Annotated in this window: 18 protein-coding genes; 9 read left to right on the top strand and 9 right to left on the bottom strand. The window is 69.9% G+C overall.

The annotated features are described in order from the left end of the window. Positions 1-18 precede the first annotated feature (18 nt). Positions 19-201 carry a formate dehydrogenase subunit delta gene (locus OG246_RS36900; protein WP_266473163.1) on the top strand — a complete coding sequence of 61 codons (183 nt, stop codon included), beginning with the start codon at positions 19-21 and terminating at the stop codon, positions 199-201. Between the two features lie 57 nt (positions 202-258). Here OG246_RS36900 and moaA read toward each other — a convergent pair whose 3' ends face one another. Beyond that, positions 259-1,248, bottom strand: coding sequence for a GTP 3',8-cyclase MoaA (gene moaA / locus OG246_RS36895; RefSeq protein WP_266473161.1), 990 nt, complete (start codon positions 1,246-1,248; stop codon positions 259-261). A gap of 108 nt (positions 1,249-1,356) precedes the next feature. On the opposite strand from moaA, the gene OG246_RS36890 reads away from it, so the two are divergent. Then, positions 1,357-2,331: a 2-dehydropantoate 2-reductase gene (locus tag OG246_RS36890; protein WP_266473160.1), complete on the top strand. Its 975-nt coding sequence runs from the start codon at positions 1,357-1,359 to the stop codon at positions 2,329-2,331. 210 nt (positions 2,332-2,541) lie between these two features. Further along, positions 2,542-3,477 (top strand): LysR family transcriptional regulator, encoded by a 936-nt coding sequence (locus OG246_RS36885; protein WP_266473159.1) that lies wholly within the window; start codon positions 2,542-2,544, stop codon positions 3,475-3,477. 12 nt (positions 3,478-3,489) lie between these two features. On the opposite strand, the gene OG246_RS36880 is transcribed toward OG246_RS36885, so the two are convergent. After that, on the bottom strand, positions 3,490-5,079 hold the full coding sequence (locus OG246_RS36880) for a FadD7 family fatty acid--CoA ligase (RefSeq protein ID WP_266473158.1): 1,590 nt from the start codon (positions 5,077-5,079) through the stop codon (positions 3,490-3,492). 266 nt (positions 5,080-5,345) lie between these two features. Here OG246_RS36880 and oxc point away from each other — a divergent pair, with 266 nt between their 5' ends. Together oxc and frc are read left to right on the top strand one after the other, a co-directional pair. Next, a complete protein-coding gene (gene oxc / locus OG246_RS36875) occupies positions 5,346-7,097 on the top strand; it encodes an oxalyl-CoA decarboxylase (protein WP_266473157.1) in 1,752 nt (583 codons plus the stop codon). Positions 7,098-7,187: 90 nt separating this feature from the next. Beyond that, positions 7,188-8,444, top strand: a complete 1,257-nt coding sequence (gene frc, locus OG246_RS36870; RefSeq protein ID WP_266473156.1) for a formyl-CoA transferase — start codon at positions 7,188-7,190, stop codon at positions 8,442-8,444. 66 nt (positions 8,445-8,510) lie between these two features. Here the strand turns inward: frc and OG246_RS36865 are convergent, their stop codons facing one another. The 3 genes from OG246_RS36865 to OG246_RS36855 all read right to left on the bottom strand — a co-directional run bounded on the left by OG246_RS36865 (position 8,511) and on the right by OG246_RS36855 (position 11,596). Next, positions 8,511-8,942, bottom strand: coding sequence for a PAS domain S-box protein (locus OG246_RS36865; RefSeq protein ID WP_266473155.1), 432 nt, complete (start codon positions 8,940-8,942; stop codon positions 8,511-8,513). A 49-nt stretch (positions 8,943-8,991) separates the two neighbouring features. Further along, positions 8,992-10,551 (bottom strand): aromatic amino acid ammonia-lyase, encoded by a 1,560-nt coding sequence (locus OG246_RS36860; RefSeq protein WP_266473153.1) that lies wholly within the window; start codon positions 10,549-10,551, stop codon positions 8,992-8,994. 97 nt (positions 10,552-10,648) lie between these two features. Further along, the gene (locus OG246_RS36855) at positions 10,649-11,596 is read right to left on the bottom strand and encodes an ABC transporter substrate-binding protein (RefSeq protein WP_266473151.1); all 948 of its coding nucleotides are present in this window, start codon (positions 11,594-11,596) and stop codon (positions 10,649-10,651) included. 390 nt (positions 11,597-11,986) lie between these two features. Between OG246_RS36855 and OG246_RS36850 the strand changes: the two genes are divergently transcribed. The 4 genes from OG246_RS36850 to OG246_RS36835 are packed head-to-tail and all read left to right on the top strand — an operon-like array spanning position 11,987 to position 16,053. Next, positions 11,987-14,524 (top strand): ATP-binding protein, encoded by a 2,538-nt coding sequence (locus OG246_RS36850; RefSeq protein WP_266473149.1) that lies wholly within the window; start codon positions 11,987-11,989, stop codon positions 14,522-14,524. Continuing rightward, the gene (locus tag OG246_RS36845; RefSeq protein WP_266473148.1) at positions 14,521-15,000 is read left to right on the top strand and encodes a roadblock/LC7 domain-containing protein; all 480 of its coding nucleotides are present in this window, start codon (positions 14,521-14,523) and stop codon (positions 14,998-15,000) included. The genes OG246_RS36850 and OG246_RS36845 overlap by 4 nt, the downstream gene beginning before the upstream one ends. Before the next feature lie 56 nt (positions 15,001-15,056). Continuing rightward, the gene (locus OG246_RS36840) at positions 15,057-15,491 is read left to right on the top strand and encodes a DUF742 domain-containing protein (protein WP_266473146.1); all 435 of its coding nucleotides are present in this window, start codon (positions 15,057-15,059) and stop codon (positions 15,489-15,491) included. Positions 15,492-15,513: 22 nt separating this feature from the next. Then, the gene (locus OG246_RS36835; RefSeq protein WP_266474974.1) at positions 15,514-16,053 is read left to right on the top strand and encodes an ATP/GTP-binding protein; all 540 of its coding nucleotides are present in this window, start codon (positions 15,514-15,516) and stop codon (positions 16,051-16,053) included. A gap of 52 nt (positions 16,054-16,105) precedes the next feature. Here OG246_RS36835 and OG246_RS36830 read toward each other — a convergent pair whose 3' ends face one another. The 4 genes from OG246_RS36830 to OG246_RS36815 all read right to left on the bottom strand — a co-directional run bounded on the left by OG246_RS36830 (position 16,106) and on the right by OG246_RS36815 (position 19,321). Further along, the gene (locus tag OG246_RS36830; RefSeq protein WP_266473145.1) at positions 16,106-16,780 is read right to left on the bottom strand and encodes an ABC transporter permease; all 675 of its coding nucleotides are present in this window, start codon (positions 16,778-16,780) and stop codon (positions 16,106-16,108) included. Then, positions 16,777-17,487, bottom strand: coding sequence for an ABC transporter permease (locus OG246_RS36825; protein WP_266473144.1), 711 nt, complete (start codon positions 17,485-17,487; stop codon positions 16,777-16,779). The genes OG246_RS36830 and OG246_RS36825 overlap by 4 nt, the downstream gene beginning before the upstream one ends. Further along, positions 17,484-18,623, bottom strand: coding sequence for an ABC transporter ATP-binding protein (locus OG246_RS36820; RefSeq protein WP_266473142.1), 1,140 nt, complete (start codon positions 18,621-18,623; stop codon positions 17,484-17,486). Before OG246_RS36820 ends, OG246_RS36825 begins: the two co-directional genes overlap by 4 nt. Positions 18,624-18,742: 119 nt before the next feature. Continuing rightward, positions 18,743-19,321, bottom strand: a complete 579-nt coding sequence (locus tag OG246_RS36815; protein ID WP_266473140.1) for a TetR/AcrR family transcriptional regulator — start codon at positions 19,319-19,321, stop codon at positions 18,743-18,745. Positions 19,322-19,394: the final 73 nt, after the last annotated feature.

Genomic DNA, 19,394 nt, shown 5'->3' with positions numbered 1-19,394 from the left:
ATGGCACCGGAGTCCAGGATGGCGAACCAGATCGCGGCGAACCATGTGCACCTGCCGGGTGACGCGGCCGCCGAGGCGATCGCCGGACACATCGGCAAGTTCTGGGACCCGCGCATGCGCAACCGGCTGTACGAGTTCGTCGACGCCGGAGCGGACGGGCTCGACCCGGTGGTGGTCGCCGCGGTCCGGCTGCTGCGTTGACCGGCGGGCCGCACCGGCGCTCGGGGCCGGTGCGGCTCACCGGCCCCAAGTCGGTGGTCAGCCGCCGATCGCGGACATGGGGCGTTGCGGCTGGAGGAAGGACGGGTCGTCGAGGCCCGAGCCCGGCTTCTTGCCCCACATCGCGGTGCGCCAGCTGTCGGCGATCTCCCGGTCCGGCGCACCGGAACGCAGAACAGCACGCAGGTCGGACTCCTCGCGGGCGAACAGACAGTCGCGGACCTGCCCGTCGGCGGTGAGCCGGGTGCGGTCGCAGGCGCGGCAGAACGGCCGGGTGACGGAGGCGATCACTCCGACCCGGCCGGGTCCGCCGTCGACCAGCCAGCGTTCGGCGGGCGCGGAGCCGCGTACCGCGGAGGGCTCGGGGGTGAGGGCGAAACGGGCCGAGAGCCGCTCGATGATCTCGGCGGCGGTGACCATGTCCTCGCGCTGCCAGCCGTGCTGGGCGTCCAGCGGCATCTGCTCGATGAACCGCAGCTCGTAGCCGTGGCGGAGGGCCCAGGCGAGCAGGTCGGCGGCCTCGCCGTCGTTGACGCCGCGCATCAGGACCGTGTTGACCTTGACCGGGGTGAGGCCCGCGTCGTGGGCGGCGGTGAGGCCGGCGAGGACGTCGTGGTGCCGGTCGCGGCGGGTGAGGGTGCGGAAGACCTCCGGGTTCAGGGTGTCGAGCGAGACGTTGACCCGGTCGAGCCCGGCGGTGCGCAGCGCCTCGGCCGTGCGGGCCAGGCCGATGCCGTTGGTGGTCAGTGACAGCCTGGGGCGCGGCTCCAGGGCGGCGCAGCGCTCGACGATGCCCACCAAGCCAGGGCGGAGCAGCGGCTCGCCGCCGGTGAAGCGCACCTCGGTCACGCCCAGCTCGGTCACCGCGATCGAGACCATCCGCACGATCTCGTCGTCCGTGAGCAACTCCGGCTTGGGCAGCCACCGCAGGCCCTCTTCCGGCATGCAGTACGTGCACCGCAGATTGCACCGGTCGGTCAGTGAGACCCGTAGATCGGTGGCGATCCGGCCATGCGTGTCGATCAGCACGAGCTGCCCCCTTGGCTCCGTATCACGTGGCTCTGTGCCACGAGACTGTACATCTCGCAAGGATACTGCATACAGTATTCATCACGACCCCTTCGAAGAGGAGCCGCCATGAAAATCGCCGTTCTCGGAGCCGGTGCGATCGGCGCCTATGTCGGAGCGGCACTGCACCGCGGTGGGGCAGAGGTCCACCTGATCGCGCGCGGTGAGCATCTGAAGGCGATACGGGCTCACGGGGTCCAGGTGAAGAGCCCGCGCGGCGACTTCGTGGCACGGCCCCACGCCACGGACGATCCGGCCGAGATCGGTGCCGTGGACTACGTGTTCCTGGGGCTGAAGGCGCACTCCTACCCGTCCAGCGGATCGCTGGTGGCCCCGCTGCTCGGCGACCGGACGGCGGTGGTGGCCGGTCAGAACGGCGTTCCGTGGTGGTACTTCCACAAACTGGCCGGTCCCTACGAAGGCCGGCGGATCGAGGCGGTCGACCCGGACGGCGCCACCAGCCGGGTGCTGCCACCGGAGCGGGCCATCGGCTGTGTGGTTTACCCCGCCACCGTCATCGAGGCCCCAGGAGTCATCCGGCACCTCGAGGGCACCAGGTTCTCCATCGGTGAGCCGGCGGGCGGGGTCTCCGACCGGTGCACGGCCCTGAGCGAGGCCATGGTCGCGGGCGGGCTGAAGAGCCCGGTGGAGCCCAATCTGCGCGACGACATCTGGATCAAGCTGATGGGCAATGTCGCCTTCAACCCGATCAGTGCGCTGACCCGGGCGACGATGGCGGACATCTGCCGGCACGCTCCCACCCGGCGGCTGGTCACCCTTCTCATGGAGGAGACCCTCGACATCGCGTCCAGGGTCGGCAGCACACCCGACATCTCCATCGAGAAGCGGCTGCGCGGTGCCGAAGGGGTGGGGCACCACAAGACGTCGATGCTCCAGGACCTGGAGGCCGGCAAGCAGCTGGAGCTCGACGCCATCGTGACCGCGGTGGTGGAGATGGCCGACATCTCCGGCGCCGAGGCACCCAACCTGCGCGCGGTCCACGCCGCGACCGACCTGCTGGCGCGGAGCGGACAGCAGAGCTGACAGCAGCACGGGCAGCAGCACGGGCAGCAGCACGGGCAACGGGGCGGGCAACGGGGCGGGCAACGGGGCGGGCAACGGGGCGGGCAACGGGGCGGGCAACGGGGCGGGCAACGGGGCGGGCAACGGAGCTGACAACGGGGCGGACAACGGGCGTGACCAGCCAGGCTGGGTAGGCTTGGCCGATCACATGGCACCAGCGAGGAGTCGTTCATGCTGTTCCGTCAGCTGGAGTACTTCGTAGCGGTGGCCAGGGAGAGGCACTTCGCCCGGGCGGCGGAATCCTGCTACGTCTCGCAGCCCGCGCTCTCGGCGGCGATCGCCAAGCTGGAGCGCGAGCTGAACGTCACGCTGATCAACCGCGGGCACAACTACCAGGGCCTCACCCCGGAGGGCGAACGGCTCGTCGTATGGGCCAAGCGGATCCTCGCCGAGCAGGACGCCTTCAAGGCCGAGGTGGCCGCCGTACAGTCCGGCATCACCGGAACCCTGCGGCTGGGCACGGACCCCACGGCGTCGACGACCCTGGCGCTGCCCGTGGCCGCGTTCTGCGCGGCCCACCCGCTGGCCAAGGTGCAGGTCCGCTCCCGGCTGTCGACGAAGGAACTCCACCGCCAGCTGCGCGACTTCGAGCTGGACGTGGCGATCGCCCACTTCGACCCCGGTGACCAGGAGGGCCTGCAGGTCGTCCCGCTGTACCAGGAGCGGTACATGCTCCTGATCTCCGCCGACCAGCTGACCTCGCAGACCACCTCCACGATGACCTGGGCGGACGCGGCCCAGCTGCCGCTCGCGCTGCTGACCCCCGACATGAGGATCCGCCAGATCATCGACAGCGTGTTCGCCGACAAGGGGTTCGTGGTGACCCCGCAGGTGGAGACGGACTCGATCGCCTCCCTCTACGCGCACGTCGGCGGCGGTGAGTGGGCGAGCATCGTGCCGCACGCGTGGCTGCGCGCGATGCCGGTGATCGGCCGCACGAGAGCGCTGCCCCTGGTCGACCCGGAGGCCGGGGCGCAGGTGTCGGTGGCGATCCACGCGGCGACCCCCGGCTCGGTCGCGGCCCGGGCGTTCGTCAACGCGGCGACGGGACTGGCACTCGACGACTTCTTCAACCAGCCGCTGGCCGCGGAGCACCGCGTGCGCTGAGCCGGGGCCGCCTCAGGGCGCGTACGTGGCCTCCACCGCAAGCCGGTCGAGCGCTCCCTTGGCGGTGTGCGGCAGCGCGGCGACGAGCTCGATCCGGTCGGGAACCTCGAAGGGTGCCAGCCGGTCACGGGCGTACCGCAGGATCTGCTCGGACCCGATGCTCTCGCCCTCGCGCAGGACCACGGCGGCACCGACCCGCTGCCCGTAGACCGCGTCGGGGACGGCGAACACGGCCGCCTCGGCGACTCCGGGACACCCGGCGATGATGTCCTCGACATGCTCGGGCGAGATCTTCTCGCCGCCGCGGTTGATGAGGTTCTTGATGCGTCCGGTGAGGGACAGGTACCCGTCCTTGTCCAGGCGGCCCAGGTCACCGGTGCGCAGCCACCCGTCGGCGAAACTGCGGGCCGTCTCGCCGGGGTCGCCGAGGTAGCCGCGGGCGACGGTCGGACCGTGCACCCACACCTCGCCCTCGGTGCCGACCGGACACGTCCGCCCGCTCGGGTCGACGACACGGAGCTCCACTCCGGTGGGCCGGCCGACCGACCCCTGCTTCAGGGGGCCTGGCGGCAGCGGCTCACTGGTGGCCTGGTGCGCGGACTCGGTCATCCCGTATGCGGAAAGGAGCGGCGCTCCGAACGTGCGCTCAAGCGCCCGCTGGGTGGCCGTGTTGAGGGGCGCGCTGCAGCTGCGGACGAACTTCAGCGGCGGTGTCTGCGGGCCCGGGTATTCGGTCTCCGCCCGGTCGAGGAGGATTTCGTGGATGGTCGGGACCGCGGTGAACCAGGTGGCGCCCGCGGCGTGCATGTCGTCCCAGAACGTGCGCGCCGAGAACCGTCCCCGCTCGGGCAGCAGTACGCATCCGCCACTGGCCAGGGACGCCAGGAGCGCCGCGAACAGCCCGTGGCCGTGGAAGAACGGCATCACCGCGACCGTCGCGTCGGCCGGCCCCAGCTCGTAGGTGGCGCAGATGCCCCGCACGGACGCGGCCACGTTGGCGTGCGTCAGGGGGACCATCTTGGCGCGGGCGGTGGTGCCCGCCGTGAACAGGACGAGGGCGTCCTGCTCCGAGAGTTCGGGGGCCGCGCCCCGCACTCGGCGCACCGCACGCGCGCCGGTGTCGAGGTCGACCGCCGCCGTCCCGGCACGGGAGGCGATAACGCGGAGCGGCCAGGTCGGGAGAGCGACCTCGGCGGCCGGCGGCGCGTCGGCCACCGAAGGACCGAGCAGGAGCGCCTGTGCGCCCAGCGCTTCGAGCCGGGCGGACAGCTGGGACCCGGGCAGTGTCGGGTCCAGCGGGGCGACCACCAGACCGGCCCGCGCCGCACCCAGGAGCGCGACGACGAACTCCACGTTGTTGGCGCAGATCAGCCCGATCGCGTCACCGCGACGCAGCCCCGTGCCACCGAGCCGGGCCGCCACGCCGTCGGCGAGAGCCGCGAGGGCGCGGTAGGACAGGTGCACCCGGTCCCCGGTGACGACGAGGGCCCGGGCGTGCGGACGCTCGCGTACGTGCCGGTCGAGGAGATCGGCGAGGCCCGTGACCGCGGGTGGCCGGTACCGGTCCGCGTCGCGCACGGATGCCGCCGCCGGAACGGCCATGACTCCACCTCCCGTGCCACGTCTGATGAACCAGTCCTCTGCGAGCCTGCGGTGGTGTGCGGTGCGCGTCCAATACGCACTGGCGACCGGCCGATAGCAGGTGTCTATCAAGGGGGTCGCGCCGCAGGTCAGGGGCTCGCCACCGGCCGTCGATAGATGCTGTTTATCAGCTGGTCGTCGATGGGTCTTGGACGCGGGGAGCGCGGCTCACGAAGGTGAGGTGAGTAGCCGCACTGGCAGGACCTGCCCAAGGAGGACCTCGGATCATGACCGCCCCCTCGACACTGGAGACAGCGGCGACCGCCGACGTTCCGACGGAGCTCACCGACGGGTATCACCTGGTCGTCGACGCGCTCAAGTTGAACGACGTGGACACCATCTACGGGGTGGTCGGCATCCCGATCACCGACTTGGCCCGCCTCGCGCAGGCGCAGGGCATCCGTTACATCGGCTTCCGCCACGAGAGCAACGCGGGACACGCGGCTGCGGCGGCCGGTTACCTCACGAAGAAGCCCGGAGTGGCGCTGACGGTGTCCGCACCGGGCTTCCTCAACGGGCTTGTCGCGCTGGCGAACGCGACCACGAACTGTTTCCCGATGGTCCAGATCTCCGGCTCCAGCGAGCGCCACCTCGTCGACCTCAAACAGGGCGACTACGAGGAGATGGACCAACTCGCCGCGGCGCAGCCGTTCGTGAAGGCCGCGTACCGCGTGAGCCGGGTCGAGGACATCGGCCGCGGTATCGCCCGAGCGCTGCGCACCGCGATATCCGGACGTCCCGGCGGTGTCTACCTCGACATCCCGGCCGCGGTACTCGGCTCCATCATGGACGCGGAGGCGGGCGCCAAGACGCTGAGCCGGCTCGTCGACCCGGCGCCGCGCCAGCTGCCCGCGCCGGAGGCGGTGGACCGCGCGATCGAGCTGCTTGCGGGGGCGCAGCGGCCCCTGGTCATGCTCGGCAAGGGCGCCGCCTACGCGCAGACGGACGACAAGATCCGCGAGTTCATCGAGTCCACCGGCATTCCCTACGTACCGATGTCGATGGCCAAGGGCCTGCTGCCCGACAACCACCCGCAGTCGGCGGCCACCGCCCGTTCGCTGGCCCTGAAGAAGGCCGACGTCGTGGTCCTCGTCGGCGCCCGCCTGAACTGGCTGCTCAACCACGGCGAAGCACCGAGCTGGAACCCGGACGCGAAGTTCATCCAGATCGACATCGAGCCCAAGGAGATGGACAGCAACCAGCCCATCGCGGCCCCGCTGGTCGGTGACATCGAGTCCGTGCTCGACGCGATCGCCGAGCGGACCAAGCCCGGCCAGATCGCCGCCCCCACCGCGTGGCGGGAGGAACTGGCCTCGCGCTCGGCGCAGAACGTCGCCAAGATGGCGGAGCGCCTCAAGGCCGACCCGAGCCCGATGCAGTTCATGGGCGCGCTGAAGGCGGTACGCGACGTCGTGGTCGAGCGCCCCGAGACGTACATCGTCAACGAGGGCGCCAACGCGCTGGACATCGCGCGCAACGTGATCGATATGCACGTACCCCGGCACCGCCTCGACAGCGGCACCTGGGGCGTCATGGGCATCGGCATGGGGTACGCGATCGCCGCCGCCGTCGAGAGCGGCGACCCGGTCGTGGCCGTCGAGGGCGACAGCGCCTTCGGGTTCAGCGGCATGGAGCTGGAGACGATCTGCCGCTACAAGCTGCCCGTGGTCACCGTGATCATGAACAACGGCGGCGTCTACCGCGGAGACGACGTCAACCCCCTCGACGACGCCCCGTCGCCGACCACCCTGATGCTCTCGGCTCGCCACGACCTGATGATCGAGGCGTTCGGCGGCAAGGGCTATCGCGCGACCACGCCCGCCGAGGTCACCGCGGCCCTCATCGATGCGCTGGCCACGGGCGGCCCGGCGCTCATCGACTGTGTGATCGACCCCTCGGCCGGCACCGAGAGCGGCCACATCGCGCACCTCAACCCCAAGGGCATCACCGTCGGCAACATCACGCCCAAGAAGAAGTGAGCGCCTCGGCCCCGAGCGCTCCACCCCGCGACAACCGCCCCCGCACAGCCGACTCTCGCAACTGAGAGCATTCAGGAGAAGGAATACACCATGAGTGAAAAGCCGCTCGCCGGAATCAAGGTGATCGACTTCACCGGGGTCCAGGCCGGTCCCGCGTGTACACAGATGCTCGCCTGGTTCGGCGCCGACGTCATCAAGGTCGAGCGCATCAACGGCGGCGATGTGACGCGCCGTCAGCTCCGTGACATCCCGGACCTCGACGCCCTCTACTTCACCATGCTGAACAGCAACAAGCGCTCGCTGGCCATCAACACCAAGACCGCCGAGGGCAAGGCGATCATGGAGAAGCTGATCCGCGAGTCGGACATGCTGGTCGAGAACTTCGCGCCGGGCGCCATGGACCGCATGGGTCTCAGCTGGGACTACATCCACGAGCTGAACCCGCGTCTGATCCTCGGTTCGGTCAAGGGCTTCAACGACGACTCCAAGTGGAGCGACCTCAAGGTCTACGAGAACGTCGCCCAGGCCGCCGGCGGGGCCGCGTCCACCACCGGGTTCTGGGACGGTCCGCCCACCATCAGCGGCTCGGCTCTCGGCGACAGCAACAGCGGTATGCACCTGATGATCGGTCTGCTGACCGCGATCATCCAGCGCAACGCGACGGGCCTCGGCCAGAAGGTATCGGTGTCCATGCAGGACGCCGTGCTCAACCTGACCCGGGTCAAGCTCCGTGACCAGCAGCGCCTGGAGAAGATCGGCTACCTGGAGGAGTACCCGCAGTACCCGCACGGTGAGTTCGGCGACGCGGTACCCCGTGGCGGCAACGCCGGCGGCGGCGGCCAGCCGGGCTGGATCCTGAAGTGCAAGGGCTGGGAGACCGACCCCAACGCCTACATCTACTTCACGATCCAGGAGCAGAACTGGGTGCGCACCTGCGAGGTCATCGGGCATCCCGAGTGGGCCGAGGACCCGGAGTACACCACCGCTCTGGCCCGCCAGCCGCGCATCATGGACATCTTCGGCGAGATCGAGAAGTGGCTGGCCGACAAGACCAAGTACGAGGCGGTCGACATCCTGCGCACCTTCGAGGTGCCCTGCGCGCCCGTGCTCAGCATGAAGGAGCTCGCCGCCGACCCCGACATGCGCAAGAGCGGCACGATCGTCGAGGTCGAGCAGAAGGAGCGCGGCACCTACCTGACCGTGGGCAGCCCGATCAAGTTCTCCGGCTTCAAGCCCGAGATCGAGGGTGCGCCGCTGCTCGGCGAGCACACCGACGAGGTGCTCGCGGACCTCGGCTACGACGCGGACGACATCCGCAAGCTGCACGAGGGCAAGGTCGTCGCCTGACCTGAGTCCCGCATCACGAAGCAGGGCCACCGTCGTGACGGTGGCCCTGCTTCGTGGAGGCGTTTCTCAGGCTGTTGTGGCGGCCTCGTTGCGCCGCATCCGTTCCTTCTCCCGGGCCCGGCGTGCGGTGACATCCCGGATGACCGCGCCGCAGTGGGCCGCGCCGCCGTCGGCATCGGCGAGCAGCACGACGCTGAACTCGATGGAGAGCTTGCGGCCGTCCGCCCCGAGTGCGGGAACCGAGAGGAGGTCTGCTTCCCCGTACCTGCTGGTCCCTTGCTCCATGGCCGTCACGAAGCCGTCCCAGTGACGCTGCCGGTGCTTCTCGGGGATGATGATGTCCAGGCTGCGACCGGCGACCTCGCCCGCCGAGAACCCGAAGATGCGCTCCGCGCCCCGGTTCCAGTAGCGGATCAGTCCTTCGCGGTCGATGATCACTATGCCGTCGGGTGCCTGGGCAGCCATTCCCAGCACCACCTCGGGATCCAGATCTTCCATGTCTCCTCCGAGCCGGGGCCGTCAGAGCCGTCAGGATACTGCATACGATTCATATTGCATACAGTTTCGCGAAGGCGTCGGGCTCATCGGTCTCATCGGGCCCGCCGAGCTCGGCGAATCCGGCGAATTCGGCGAGAAGGCCCGTGGTCGCCGCCACGTCGTCCGTGAGCGGCCGGTCCGCCATGGCGGGGTCCAGGACCGCCGCCGCCCGCGCGTAGGCCCGGCCCGCCGGGGCCGCCGGGTCCGGCGAGGCACCCCGCTGACGCAACGCCCGTACCGCGGCGACGAGTTCACAGCCCAGCACCAGCCGGTACGCCTCGGTCAGCCGCAGCGCCTTGCGGGCCGCCTGGGTGGCGAAGCTGGCCGCCTCCTCCAGCCCGTGCGCCAGCACCACGTGCCCGAGGGCGGCCGGGGTGGCACACGCCTGGACCTCCGCGAGCGCGGCCGACGCGCTGTACTCCAGGATCATCACGCCCGAACCCGCCGATGCCCCGTCGGCCAGGAAGGAGCGCAGCCCGGTCAGTTCGGGGCGGCACAGGCCGGACAGCCGGGCGGCGGAGAGCCGCGCCGTGCCGAGCGTGGCCAGGCACAACTGGTCGAGGGCCAGGGTGAGCGGCGCCGCGAAGAAACCGCCGTGATGCTGGGCGACAGCGGCGCCCGTGACCTCGTCCCAGCCGATCAGAGGGTTCTCGGTGGCGGAGTTGAGGTCGATGGACAGCACACGCTCCAGTCCCGCCCATGCCTCCGTCGCCGGACCGTGCACCTGAGGGAAGCACCGGAAGCCGAAGGGGTCCTGCACCCGCGCGGACGGCGGGAGGGGCTGCTCGGGCACTCCGGCCGGCCGCCGCTCAGGAACGCCGAGCAGCCGTCGTACGTATGCCGCGGAGCACCCGATGGCCGGATGCGGGTGGGCCCGGTGAACCTCCGGCGCGTACGGCTCAAGGGAGCCGTCTATCGCGTACAGCGACAGCGCGGCCACCACATGCGCGGCGCGCAACAGCCCGCCCAGGTCGTGGCTGACGAGCGCGGACTGGCCCAGGGTGAGGGCGCTGCTGCTCAACAGGGCCAGCGCGTCACCGCGTTCGATCCGCAGGGCCTCCGGAACCGGCTTCCCGGCGTCCGCCGTGGAACCTTCCCACCCGCCATGCCCGAAAAGAGCCAGCCCCAACTGGGCCAGCGCCGTCAGATCCCCGGTACCCACCGCCCCGTACTCGGTGACCGCGGGATGCACCCCCGCTCGCAGCGCGGCCGCGATGGTCTCGGCGATCTCCGGGCGCAGGCCCGAGCCGCCGGCCAGCAGTTGGTTGATCCGGACCGCCATCATGGCGCGGACCTGGCGTGCGGGCAGCGGCTCGCCCACGCCGCCCGCGTGGCTGCGCAGCAGCCGCAGATCGTGGCCGTCGCCGTCGCGCTCCTCGACGACGGTGCCCCGGTGCGCCCCGACGCCGGTGCTGCGCCCGTACACCCGGGCGCCCTCCGCCGCCAGCTTCCGCGCGGCGCACCGGGTGTGCTCCATCGCCTCCAGGGCCGCCGGGTGCACGGCGGGAGTCATCGTGCCCTCGGCGATCCGGCTGACGGCGTCCGCGTCGAGGTCACGGCCGTTGAGCATGCTGGACGTACTCCTCAGCCGTGTGTTCCAGGGCAACCGCGCGCCCAGAGGCGGGCGCCGGCCGGAGCGGCTGTCCGCCCCGGCCGTCATGCAGGGGTCAGGACAGTCCGGCGGAGGACAGCCACGTCTTGGCCACGTCCAGCGGGTCCTTGTTGTCGGCCTGCACCTCGCTGTTGAGCCCGATCAGGGTTTCGGTGTCGAGCTTCGCCGATATCTCATTGAGTACGGAAACGCCCTCGGCCGGGAGATCGCTCTTGTACGCCAGCGGAGTCACGTTCTGGAAACTGAAGAGATTCTTCGGGTCCTTGAGGACGACGAACTTGTTGGCGGCGATGGTGGGGTCCGTGGTGAAAAGGTCCGCGGCCTGAATGTTGTTCCCCTTGAGGGCCGCGACCGTCAGCGGACCGCCCGCGTCCAGCGCCTTGAAGGACTTGAATTCAAGGCCGTACTCGGACTTGAGGCCCAACAGCCCCTGCTGGCGCGTCTGGAACTCGGGAGAACCGCCGATGACCAGCTCAGAGGCCACGTCGGCGAGGTCGGCGATCGTCGACTCGCTGGTGAGGCTGTACTTCTTGGCCGTCGCCTCGTTGATGGCGACCGCGTCCTTGTCCTCGGCCTTGGACGGCTCCAACAGGGTGAGCTTGGAATCGAGTTCGGCGGTGATGGACTTGTTGGTGTCCTCGACCGAGGTCGGTACCGCGTCGGCATTCAGATAGGACAGCAGAGCGCCGTTGTATTCGGGCATGACCGTGATCGTGCCGTTCTTGATCAGTCCGTACGTGGTCTCACGGCTGCCGATGTTCAGCTTGTAACTGACCTTGATGCCCTTGGACTTGAGGGCCTCGCCGTAGATGTCGGCGAGCAGGATGCTCTCGGGGAAGTTGTTGGAGCCGACCACCACCGTCCCGCCGGCGGCGGCGTCGTCCTGCAAGGGGTCGTCGCTGCCGGAGTCGGAGGAGCCGCAGCCCGTCAGGGCGGCAGTGGCCGCAACCAGCAGGGAAACAGCGTACGTTGCGGACGTTCTGGTGCTTCTGGCGAAGGTCACTTGGTCATCCAGACTTGGCATGGGGCGGAGCGGCGGCCCGACGGGCGCGGCGTTGCGATGGTCCCGACGATCCAATCGAGCCCGCTTACGGACCGTCAAGACACGAATAGATCACCGACGGAGACCACTTCATCACCACAGGATCACCACTGGATCACCTTTGGAGACCGCGCGGCTTCATTCCGTGGGCGCAACGTGGCCAAAATGCGCGCGAACGGGACGTATCCGCATGTCGGAGTTTGGTTGATCATGGCCGAACACTTCCGGCAGCCGCTAATGTTGGCGGAGTCGAGGGCCTTGTTCCACTTGCCGGCCTGAGCGCGCTGTCGCGATCGTGAACCCACCAAGCCCGGGCAGCGGGCTTCCATGGAGTGACGTCAAGGAGGTTTGGTGCCCGCGCACAGGAAAGCCGTCCTGGGAGAGCCGTCCGCGGCAACCCGAATAGGCCGGACTCCGACCCTCCTTGACCGTTGGCCCTTCCGTCGGAAGCTCAACGTCCTGGTGATCGTGCCGCTCACGGTCGTCTCGGTGATGCTCTCCTACTTCGTCTACCTCCAGGTCGACCGGGCCGTCTCCGCCGCCGACACCGCCCAACTGGTGCGGGACAGCGCGGAGGTCACCAAGCTCATCGACGGCGTGCAGACCGAGCACCGGCAGGCGCTCCTCGTCTCGCTGCGCTACGAGGCCGTCGCCTCCGACGAGGGCCCACCCGAGACCGCTGCCTATCTTGATGCCCAGCAGCAGGTCAACACCCAGGCGGATGCCGTCCGTTCGGCCTTCGGGGACCGGCTGCCCGACGCCGAGGCGCAGGCGCTCAAGGAACTGGAGGGCCTGGACAGCCTCCGGCAGACCGTCGAGTCGGGGCCCATTCCGGCCGACAACATCGACCCGGCGTACGGATCGGTCATCGAGGGGCTGATCAACGGCCTCGGCCTCGGCCAGTCGCCCAGCGAGTCCACGTCGTCCGCGGGCAATCTGCTCGACGCACTGCTGCGCGCCGACACCGCCCACGCCTCCTTCGAGACCAGCGTCTTCGCGGCCCGGACCAAGAACTCCAACGCGCTGATCGAGTACACCGGCGCCGTCGGTGACTACGACCAGTACACCTACCAGGCCGAGCGGTTCACCCGGTTCGCCAGCCAGGAACAGGGCAGCGACCTCGCCGGGATCGAACACAGCCCGTACCAGAGCGTCATCGCCCAGCACTACGCCGAGCTCCAGGTCGACCCCGGCGCGCTGGTCGCCGAGAACGCGCAACAGCTGGGCAGCGTCCTCGACGAAGCGTTGAGCGCCGACCCCACCTACGAGCGCCAGGCGCAGAACCGGCTGAAGATCACCGAGTCGCTCATCGGTGAGATCGCCGCCGAGACCCAGGACGCGTCGAACAGCGCCTGGTGGCTGGTGGTCTGGCTGGTCGTCGGCAACCTGCTCGCCTTCGTGGCCTGGTTCCTGTTCTCGGTGCTGATGCGCCGTTCCGTGGTGCGGACCGTGCAGAGCCTCACCTCGGCGGCCCAGCATGTGGCCGCGGCGGCGGAGCACGAGCTGGCCCGCGTCGCGGACGACGACGCCGAGGACGCCAGCCCGCCGCGCCTGGAAGCCGTACCCGTGCCGGTCCGCGACGAGATCGGTGAACTCGCCGAGGCCTTCAACCAGGTTCAGGTCACCGCGACCGCCCTGCTGGAGCGCCAGGTCGTCAGCCGCCGCAACATCGCCGAGATGTTCGGCAACGTCGGCCGTCGCGTCAGCAACCTGACGGCACGTCAACTCGCGCTGATCGACTCGGTGGAGCGCGGCGAGACCGACCCCGAGGTACTGGACCGGCTCTACCGCATCGACCACATCGCCGTACGTCTCCAGCGCAACGCCGACAGCCTGATGCTGCTCGCCGGAATCCGTGAGGGCGGCCTCAGCACCGGCCCGATGCGGCTGAGCAACATCGTCCGTGCCGCGCTCGGCCAGATCGAGGGCTACCAGCGCGTCACCCCGCACGCCGAAGGCGATGTCACGGTCGCCCCTGACATCGTTGGCGATCTCACGCTGATGCTCGCCGAACTGCTGGAGAACGCGGTGATGTTCTCCCCGGCGTCCAGCAGCGTCGAAGTGGTCCTGCGGCCCCGGCACGGCTCCATCGGCGGCGCCCTAGTCGAGATCATCGACCATGGGCTCGGGATGAACACCGAGCGGCTGGCCGAGGAGAACGCCCGCCTGATCCGCCGCGAGCGGCTCGACCTGGCGCCCACCGAGGTCCTCGGCCTCTTCGTGGTCGGCGGTCTGTCCCGGCGCTGGGGCATCGAAGTCGTCCTGTCCCGCACCCCGGGCGGCGGCGTCACCGCCACGGTCGCGGTCCCCTCCTCGCATCTGCTGCTCGCCGACCCGACGGGAGCCGCGGCGCGGGCCCCGCACATCATGCCGGCCGCCCGCCGCTCCGGCCCGCCCGAGCCGCGCCCTTCGACGGTCGAGCCGGCGCCCGGCGCCTCGGCCCTGCCCCGCAGGGTTCCGTCACGGTCCCGGGTCGAGGAAGCCCCCGGCCACGGACGCAGGCAGGAATCCGCGACGGTGTCCGGCGGCGAGGAAGCCCTGGCCCATCCGAGGGACGGGCTCATTCAGCGGCGCGGCAAGGCCAACTCCGGCGCCGCCCCGTCGGGTTCAGACGACGCCACCGGGTCGCTGCGGCGCCGGGTGCGCGGTGCGACCCTGTCGTCGAGCACCGCGTCGACCCGCCTGCCCAAGCAGCCCATGCCGACTCCGCGGCCGCCCGCCTGGCAGCCCGTCGATCCGGAGGCCACCCGGTCCGAGCTCGACGAGTTCGAGGCCGCTGTCCTGCGGGCCCAGAGCGAGTGCGAGGCTGAGGACATGAGCCCCGGAGCACCGACCGAGCAGACCACGCAGAACAACAGATCCTCATTCCCGGAAGGCACGAGCAAGTGACCAATTTGACAGGCAAGCCGGAATCCGGAGCCGCGGAACCGGTGACGGACGTCAAGGCCGCCGCTGCCGACTTCAATTGGCTGCTCAATCGATTCGCCACCGAGACCGCCGGGGTCGTCGACGTCATCGGTGTCTCCTCCGACGGCCTGCTCCTCGCGGTGTCCCAACTGCGCGGCCAGGCGGACTCGGAGAGGCTCGCCGCGATCGTCTCCGGCATCACCAGCCTCGCCATGGGCGCGTCCGGGAACTACGGGCTCGGTGGCCTGAACAAGGTCATCATCGACCTGGAGGAGGGACACGTCCTGGTGTCTGCGCTCGGCGCGGGCGCGGTGCTCGGCGTGGTCGCCTCCAAGGAGGCGAAGCTCGGCAACATCGCGTACGAGATGACGCTGTTCGCCAACCGCGCGGGTGCCGTCCTGAGCCCCCAGCTGGTCATGGAACTCAAGAACACCGTGGGCATCGCACCGACCGGCTGACGGTCGACGAGGACGTCGCCGGTCCATGACGACCCGCGAGGCGAAGGGATCAGGACGTGACGACGGCCGGCGAGCCATCAGGCGACGACGACAGCGCGTGGGGCACGGAGCCCCCCGCGTCGGTCGTCCGGCCCTTCCTGCTCACCGCGGGCCGGATCGCGGGCGGCGACAGTCTCGTACCGCCGATCCCGATCGAGACCCAGGTGGTGGCAACGGACTTGGGTCTTGCCGCACTTGACGCCTTCGTCTTCGACCAGCACCGCGACATCATCGCGGTCTGCCGCCAGCCGCAGTCGCTGGCGGAGATCGCGGCGAAACTGCGGATGCACTTGAATGTGATCAGGGTGCTCGCCGACGATCTGCGCGCCGACGGTCAACTGGCCTTGTACGCACCGCAGGCCGACTCCGCCCGCGACGCCACCGTATTGCGAAGGGTTATCGATGGTCTCCGAGCTATCCCCGACTCCCGGGGCGCGATCCGTGAGCGCTGACACCGAGGGTCCCCGGCCGCCGATGCCGGTGAAGATGGTCATCGCGGGCGGCTTCGGCGTGGGCAAGACCACGACGGTGGGCGCCATTTCCGAAATCGAGCCGCTGACCACCGAGGCGTCCATCACCTCGGTCGCCGCGGGCGTCGACGACCTCTCCCACACCCCGCAGAAGGTGACGACCACCGTCGCCATGGACTTCGGCTGCGTCACCCTCGACCCGACGCTGAAGCTCTATCTGTTCGGCACCCCCGGCCAGGAGCGCTTCGGGTTCATGTGGGACGACCTGATGGAGGGCGCCCTTGGCGGCCTCGTCATCGTCGACACCCGGCGGCTCGACGACTGCTACGCGGCCGTCGACTACTTCGAGCACCGCGAGATCCCCTTCGCGGTGGCCATCAACGCCTTCGACGGCAAGGTCGAGCACGACCTGAACGACGTACGGTGGGCCCTCGACGTCGGCGAGCATGTGCCGCTCACCGTGTTCGACGCCCGCGAACGCGGATCGGTACGCGACGCACTCCTCGTCGTCCTCGAACACGCCCTGGCCACCGCGCAGAAGTAGGACACAAGGGAGGGGGCGACGGACCATGTCCGTCGCCCCCTCCCTATTTCCGTCAGGCCGTACGGCGCCTGCGCACCCCCGGGGACACCGCCACCCGGGCCACCGCCCAGAACACCACGAGGACGAGCAGCGCCAGGATGGCGATGAGGGCGGCCCCGCCGGCCGTCTTCTCGAAGTTGCGCTGGTACAGGCCGTCCAGGATGTACCGGCCGACCCCGCCCAGCGCCACATAGGCGGCGATCGTGGCCGTCGACACGATCTGGATCGTCGCCGAGCGCAGACCGCTGAGGATCAGTGGCAGCGCCGCCGGCACCTCGACCTGGAAAAGGATCTTCCCCTCCGACATGCCCATGCCTCGGGCGGCGTCGACGGGGGAGGGGTCCAGGGTGCGGATCGCCTCGTACGTGGTGATGAGGATCGGGGGGATCGCCAGCACCACGAGCGGGATCATCACGGGCACGATGCCGAGGCCCAGCCAGACGAACATCAGCACCAGGAGCCCGAACGTCGGCAGCGCCCGGGCCCCCGAGGCCACGAACGCCAGCGCGTTGCCGCCGCGGCCGGTGTGGCCGGTGACAAGGCCGACGGGCAGGCCGATGGCCGCGGCGATCGCGAGCGCCGCGGCGGTGTACTGGACGTGCTCCCACACGCGCTGCGGGATCCCGTCGTACCCGTGCCAGTGGGAGCCGTCGGTGAAGAAGTTCTGCATGAAGTTGAGTACGTTCACGAGACGCTCTCCGGGGTGCGGGCGGCGCCCGCGGTCTTGGGCGGCGTACGGCGTGCGGCCTTGCTGCCGGAGGGCGGCTGCCAGGGGGTGAGCACGCGCCGCAGCAGGACGAGCACGGCGTCGACCAGCACCGCGAGGACGGCGGTGGTGACCACCGAGTTCACGGCGAGGATCGGGCGGTGGTAGAGCATCGCGGTGGTCAGCAGATTGCCGAGCGCCCCCTCGTTGCCGATCAGCGCCCCGACGCTGACCAGGCTGATGCTCGACGCGGTCGCCACCCGCAGTCCCGCCATGATCGCGGGTACGGCGATGGGGAGTTGGACCTGGAAGTAACGGCGCGCGGGACCGATGCCCATCGCGGTGGCGGCGGCGATCGTCTCCTCGGGCACCGAGCGGACGCCGTCGACGACCGCGGGGACCAGGATCACCAGGCTGTAGAGGCACAGCGGGATCATCACGGTCGTCTTGCTCAGTCCCGTGTAGTCGATGAGCACCACGAAGAAGGCGATCGAGGGGATGGCGTACAGCACCGTGGTGAACCAGAGGACCGGCGGATAGATCCAGTTGAAGCGGAGGCACAGCAGGCCGATCGGGAGCGCCAACAGAAGGCCGACGAGCACCGGGATCAGCGCCTCCTGCATATGCGTGGAGATCAGGCCGAGATAGCTGCTCTGGAGGTCGCTCGGGATGTCGAAGAAGCCGTTCATCGCGCGGCCTTCACCTGCGGCGGAAGCTCCGGTGAGTCCGCCGCCCGCTGCTGCCTGGCCGCGCGGATCGCCGCGGCGATCTTCTCCTGCCCGGCGAGGCCCAGCACCTTCCCCGCGCCGTCCACGGCGACCGCCTGGCCGGTGGGCGACAGCACCGCCCGGTCCAGGGCCACGCGCAGCGAGTCCCGGCCGATCTCGAAGGTCTGCCCGTACGGTTCAAGGGTCTTGACGTCATCGGCCCACGTCGCGAGGTCGGCCCAGCCCAGCGGCCTGCCGTCGGCGTCGGTGACCAGGACGGGTGCCTCCGCGCCGATGCGCCCGGCGGTCTCCTGCCAGTCGGTGCCGACCGGGAGGACCCGGGAGCGGTCCAGGGGGAGGTCGCGCGTGGACAGGAACGACAGACCGCGGATGCCCCGGTCGGCGCCCAGGAACTCCTCGACGAAGGAGTCGGCCGGCGACGACAACAGCTCGTCCGGAGTGGCGAATTGGGCAAGCTTGCCGCCGGTGCGCAGCACCGCGACGCGGTCGCCGATCCTGATGGCCTCGTCCATGTCGTGGGTGACGAACACGATCGCCTTGCCGAGTTCGCCCTGAATGCGCAGCAACTCCTCCTGCAGGCCCCGGCGTACGACCGGGTCGACCGCGGAGAACGGCTCGTCCATCAGCAGCACCGGCGGGTCCGCGGCCAGTGCGCGGGCGACACCGACACGCTGCTGCTGGCCCCCGGAGAGCTGGTAGGGGTAGCGGCGGGCCATGTCCTTGTCGAGGCCGACCCGTTCCATGAGTTCGGCGGCGCGGGCCCGGGCGCGCTGCTTGGTCCAGCCGAGCAGCCGCGGCACCGTGGCGATGTTGTCGAGGATCGTGCGGTGCTGGAAGAGCCCCGCGTTCTGGATGACGTAACCCATGGACTGGCGAAGGGCGTTGACCGGCTGGCGCTGGATGTCCTCGCCGTTGACCCGGATCGTGCCGCCGCTCGGCTCGACCATGCGGTTGATCATGCGCAGCGTGGTGGTCTTGCCGCACCCCGAAGGCCCGACGAGCACGGTGATGGAGTGGTTCGGTATCTGGAGTGACAGGCGATCGACGGCCACTGTGCCGTCGGCGTATCGCTTGCTGACATCTTCGATGGCTATCAAGCGTCGAAACCCTTCGGGAGCGCATGCACTCGCACGTGGTGCGATCACGTGTACGAGGGTGCGCAGTCTAGCCAGTTGGGGTTCGCGCCCGGTGCGGCCCCCGTCGGGAAGTTCCCTCGTCAGCGTGCGGTGCGGACGCCGTCGAGGGCGACGGCAAGGACGCGGTCGCGCTGGGCGTCGTCGAGGAAGGTCGTCGAGGTGATCCCGGCGACCATCCGCAGGAGGTCGTCGAAGGCCATGTCGGCTCGCGCCTCGCCGGCCTTCTGCGCCCGCTCGAACAGCGGACCGCCCGCCGCGTACATCGAGTCCCGGCAGGCCAGGAAGATCTCCGACTCGTTGTTGAGCGCCTCGCGGATGGCCCGCTTGGTCACCGTGTAGTCCACGAACCGGCGCAGCCACGAGGCCAGCGCCTCCCACGGCTCCAGTACGGCGACGTCCTGGGCGACCTGGCAGAGGTCGTCGACCTCGTCCGCGTAGACGCTCTCGAAGAGGTGGCGGCGGGTCGGGAAGTTCCGGTAGAGGGTGCCGATCCCGACGCCCGCGCGGCGGGCGATGTCCTCGAGCGAGGTCTCGGCGCCGTTCTCCGCGAACGCCTCGCGCGCGGCGGCGATCAGGGCGTCGTAGTTGCGCGCGGCGTCCTTCCGGTGCGGGCGCCGGGCCGCGACGATCTCGCTGACGGGGAACGGCTGAGCCGTCACTGCTGCCTCCCGGGGCCGGTACGAGGTTGAAGCGGAGGTTGGCCTCCGCTACAGTGGAGGCGTACCTCCACTT

The organism is Streptomyces sp. NBC_00620 (genome assembly GCF_026341825.1).
In the GTDB taxonomy this organism is placed as follows: Bacteria; Actinomycetota; Actinomycetes; order Streptomycetales; family Streptomycetaceae; genus Streptomyces.
Note: the sequence above shows the minus strand (reverse complement) of the source record. Positions and strands in the feature narration are given on the sequence as shown.

What these genes read in the sequence shown, in the direction of transcription:
- OG246_RS36900 (WP_266473163.1), top strand. Translation starts at nt 19, where the DNA reads ATGGCGAACCAGATCGCGGCGAACCATGTGCACCTGCCGGGTGACGCG.
- OG246_RS36890 (WP_266473160.1), top strand. Translation starts at nt 1,357, where the DNA reads ATGAAAATCGCCGTTCTCGGAGCCGGTGCGATCGGCGCCTATGTCGGA.
- OG246_RS36885 (WP_266473159.1), top strand. Translation starts at nt 2,542, where the DNA reads ATGCTGTTCCGTCAGCTGGAGTACTTCGTAGCGGTGGCCAGGGAGAGG.
- OG246_RS36880 (WP_266473158.1), bottom strand. Translation starts at nt 5,079, where the DNA reads ATGGCCGTTCCGGCGGCGGCATCCGTGCGCGACGCGGACCGGTACCGG.
- oxc (WP_266473157.1), top strand. Translation starts at nt 5,346, where the DNA reads ATGACCGCCCCCTCGACACTGGAGACAGCGGCGACCGCCGACGTTCCG.
- frc (WP_266473156.1), top strand. Translation starts at nt 7,188, where the DNA reads ATGAGTGAAAAGCCGCTCGCCGGAATCAAGGTGATCGACTTCACCGGG.
- OG246_RS36865 (WP_266473155.1), bottom strand. Translation starts at nt 8,942, where the DNA reads ATGGAAGATCTGGATCCCGAGGTGGTGCTGGGAATGGCTGCCCAGGCA.
- OG246_RS36860 (WP_266473153.1), bottom strand. Translation starts at nt 10,551, where the DNA reads ATGCTCAACGGCCGTGACCTCGACGCGGACGCCGTCAGCCGGATCGCC.
- OG246_RS36835 (WP_266474974.1), top strand. Translation starts at nt 15,514, where the DNA reads ATGCCGGTGAAGATGGTCATCGCGGGCGGCTTCGGCGTGGGCAAGACC.
- OG246_RS36825 (WP_266473144.1), bottom strand. Translation starts at nt 17,487, where the DNA reads ATGAACGGCTTCTTCGACATCCCGAGCGACCTCCAGAGCAGCTATCTC.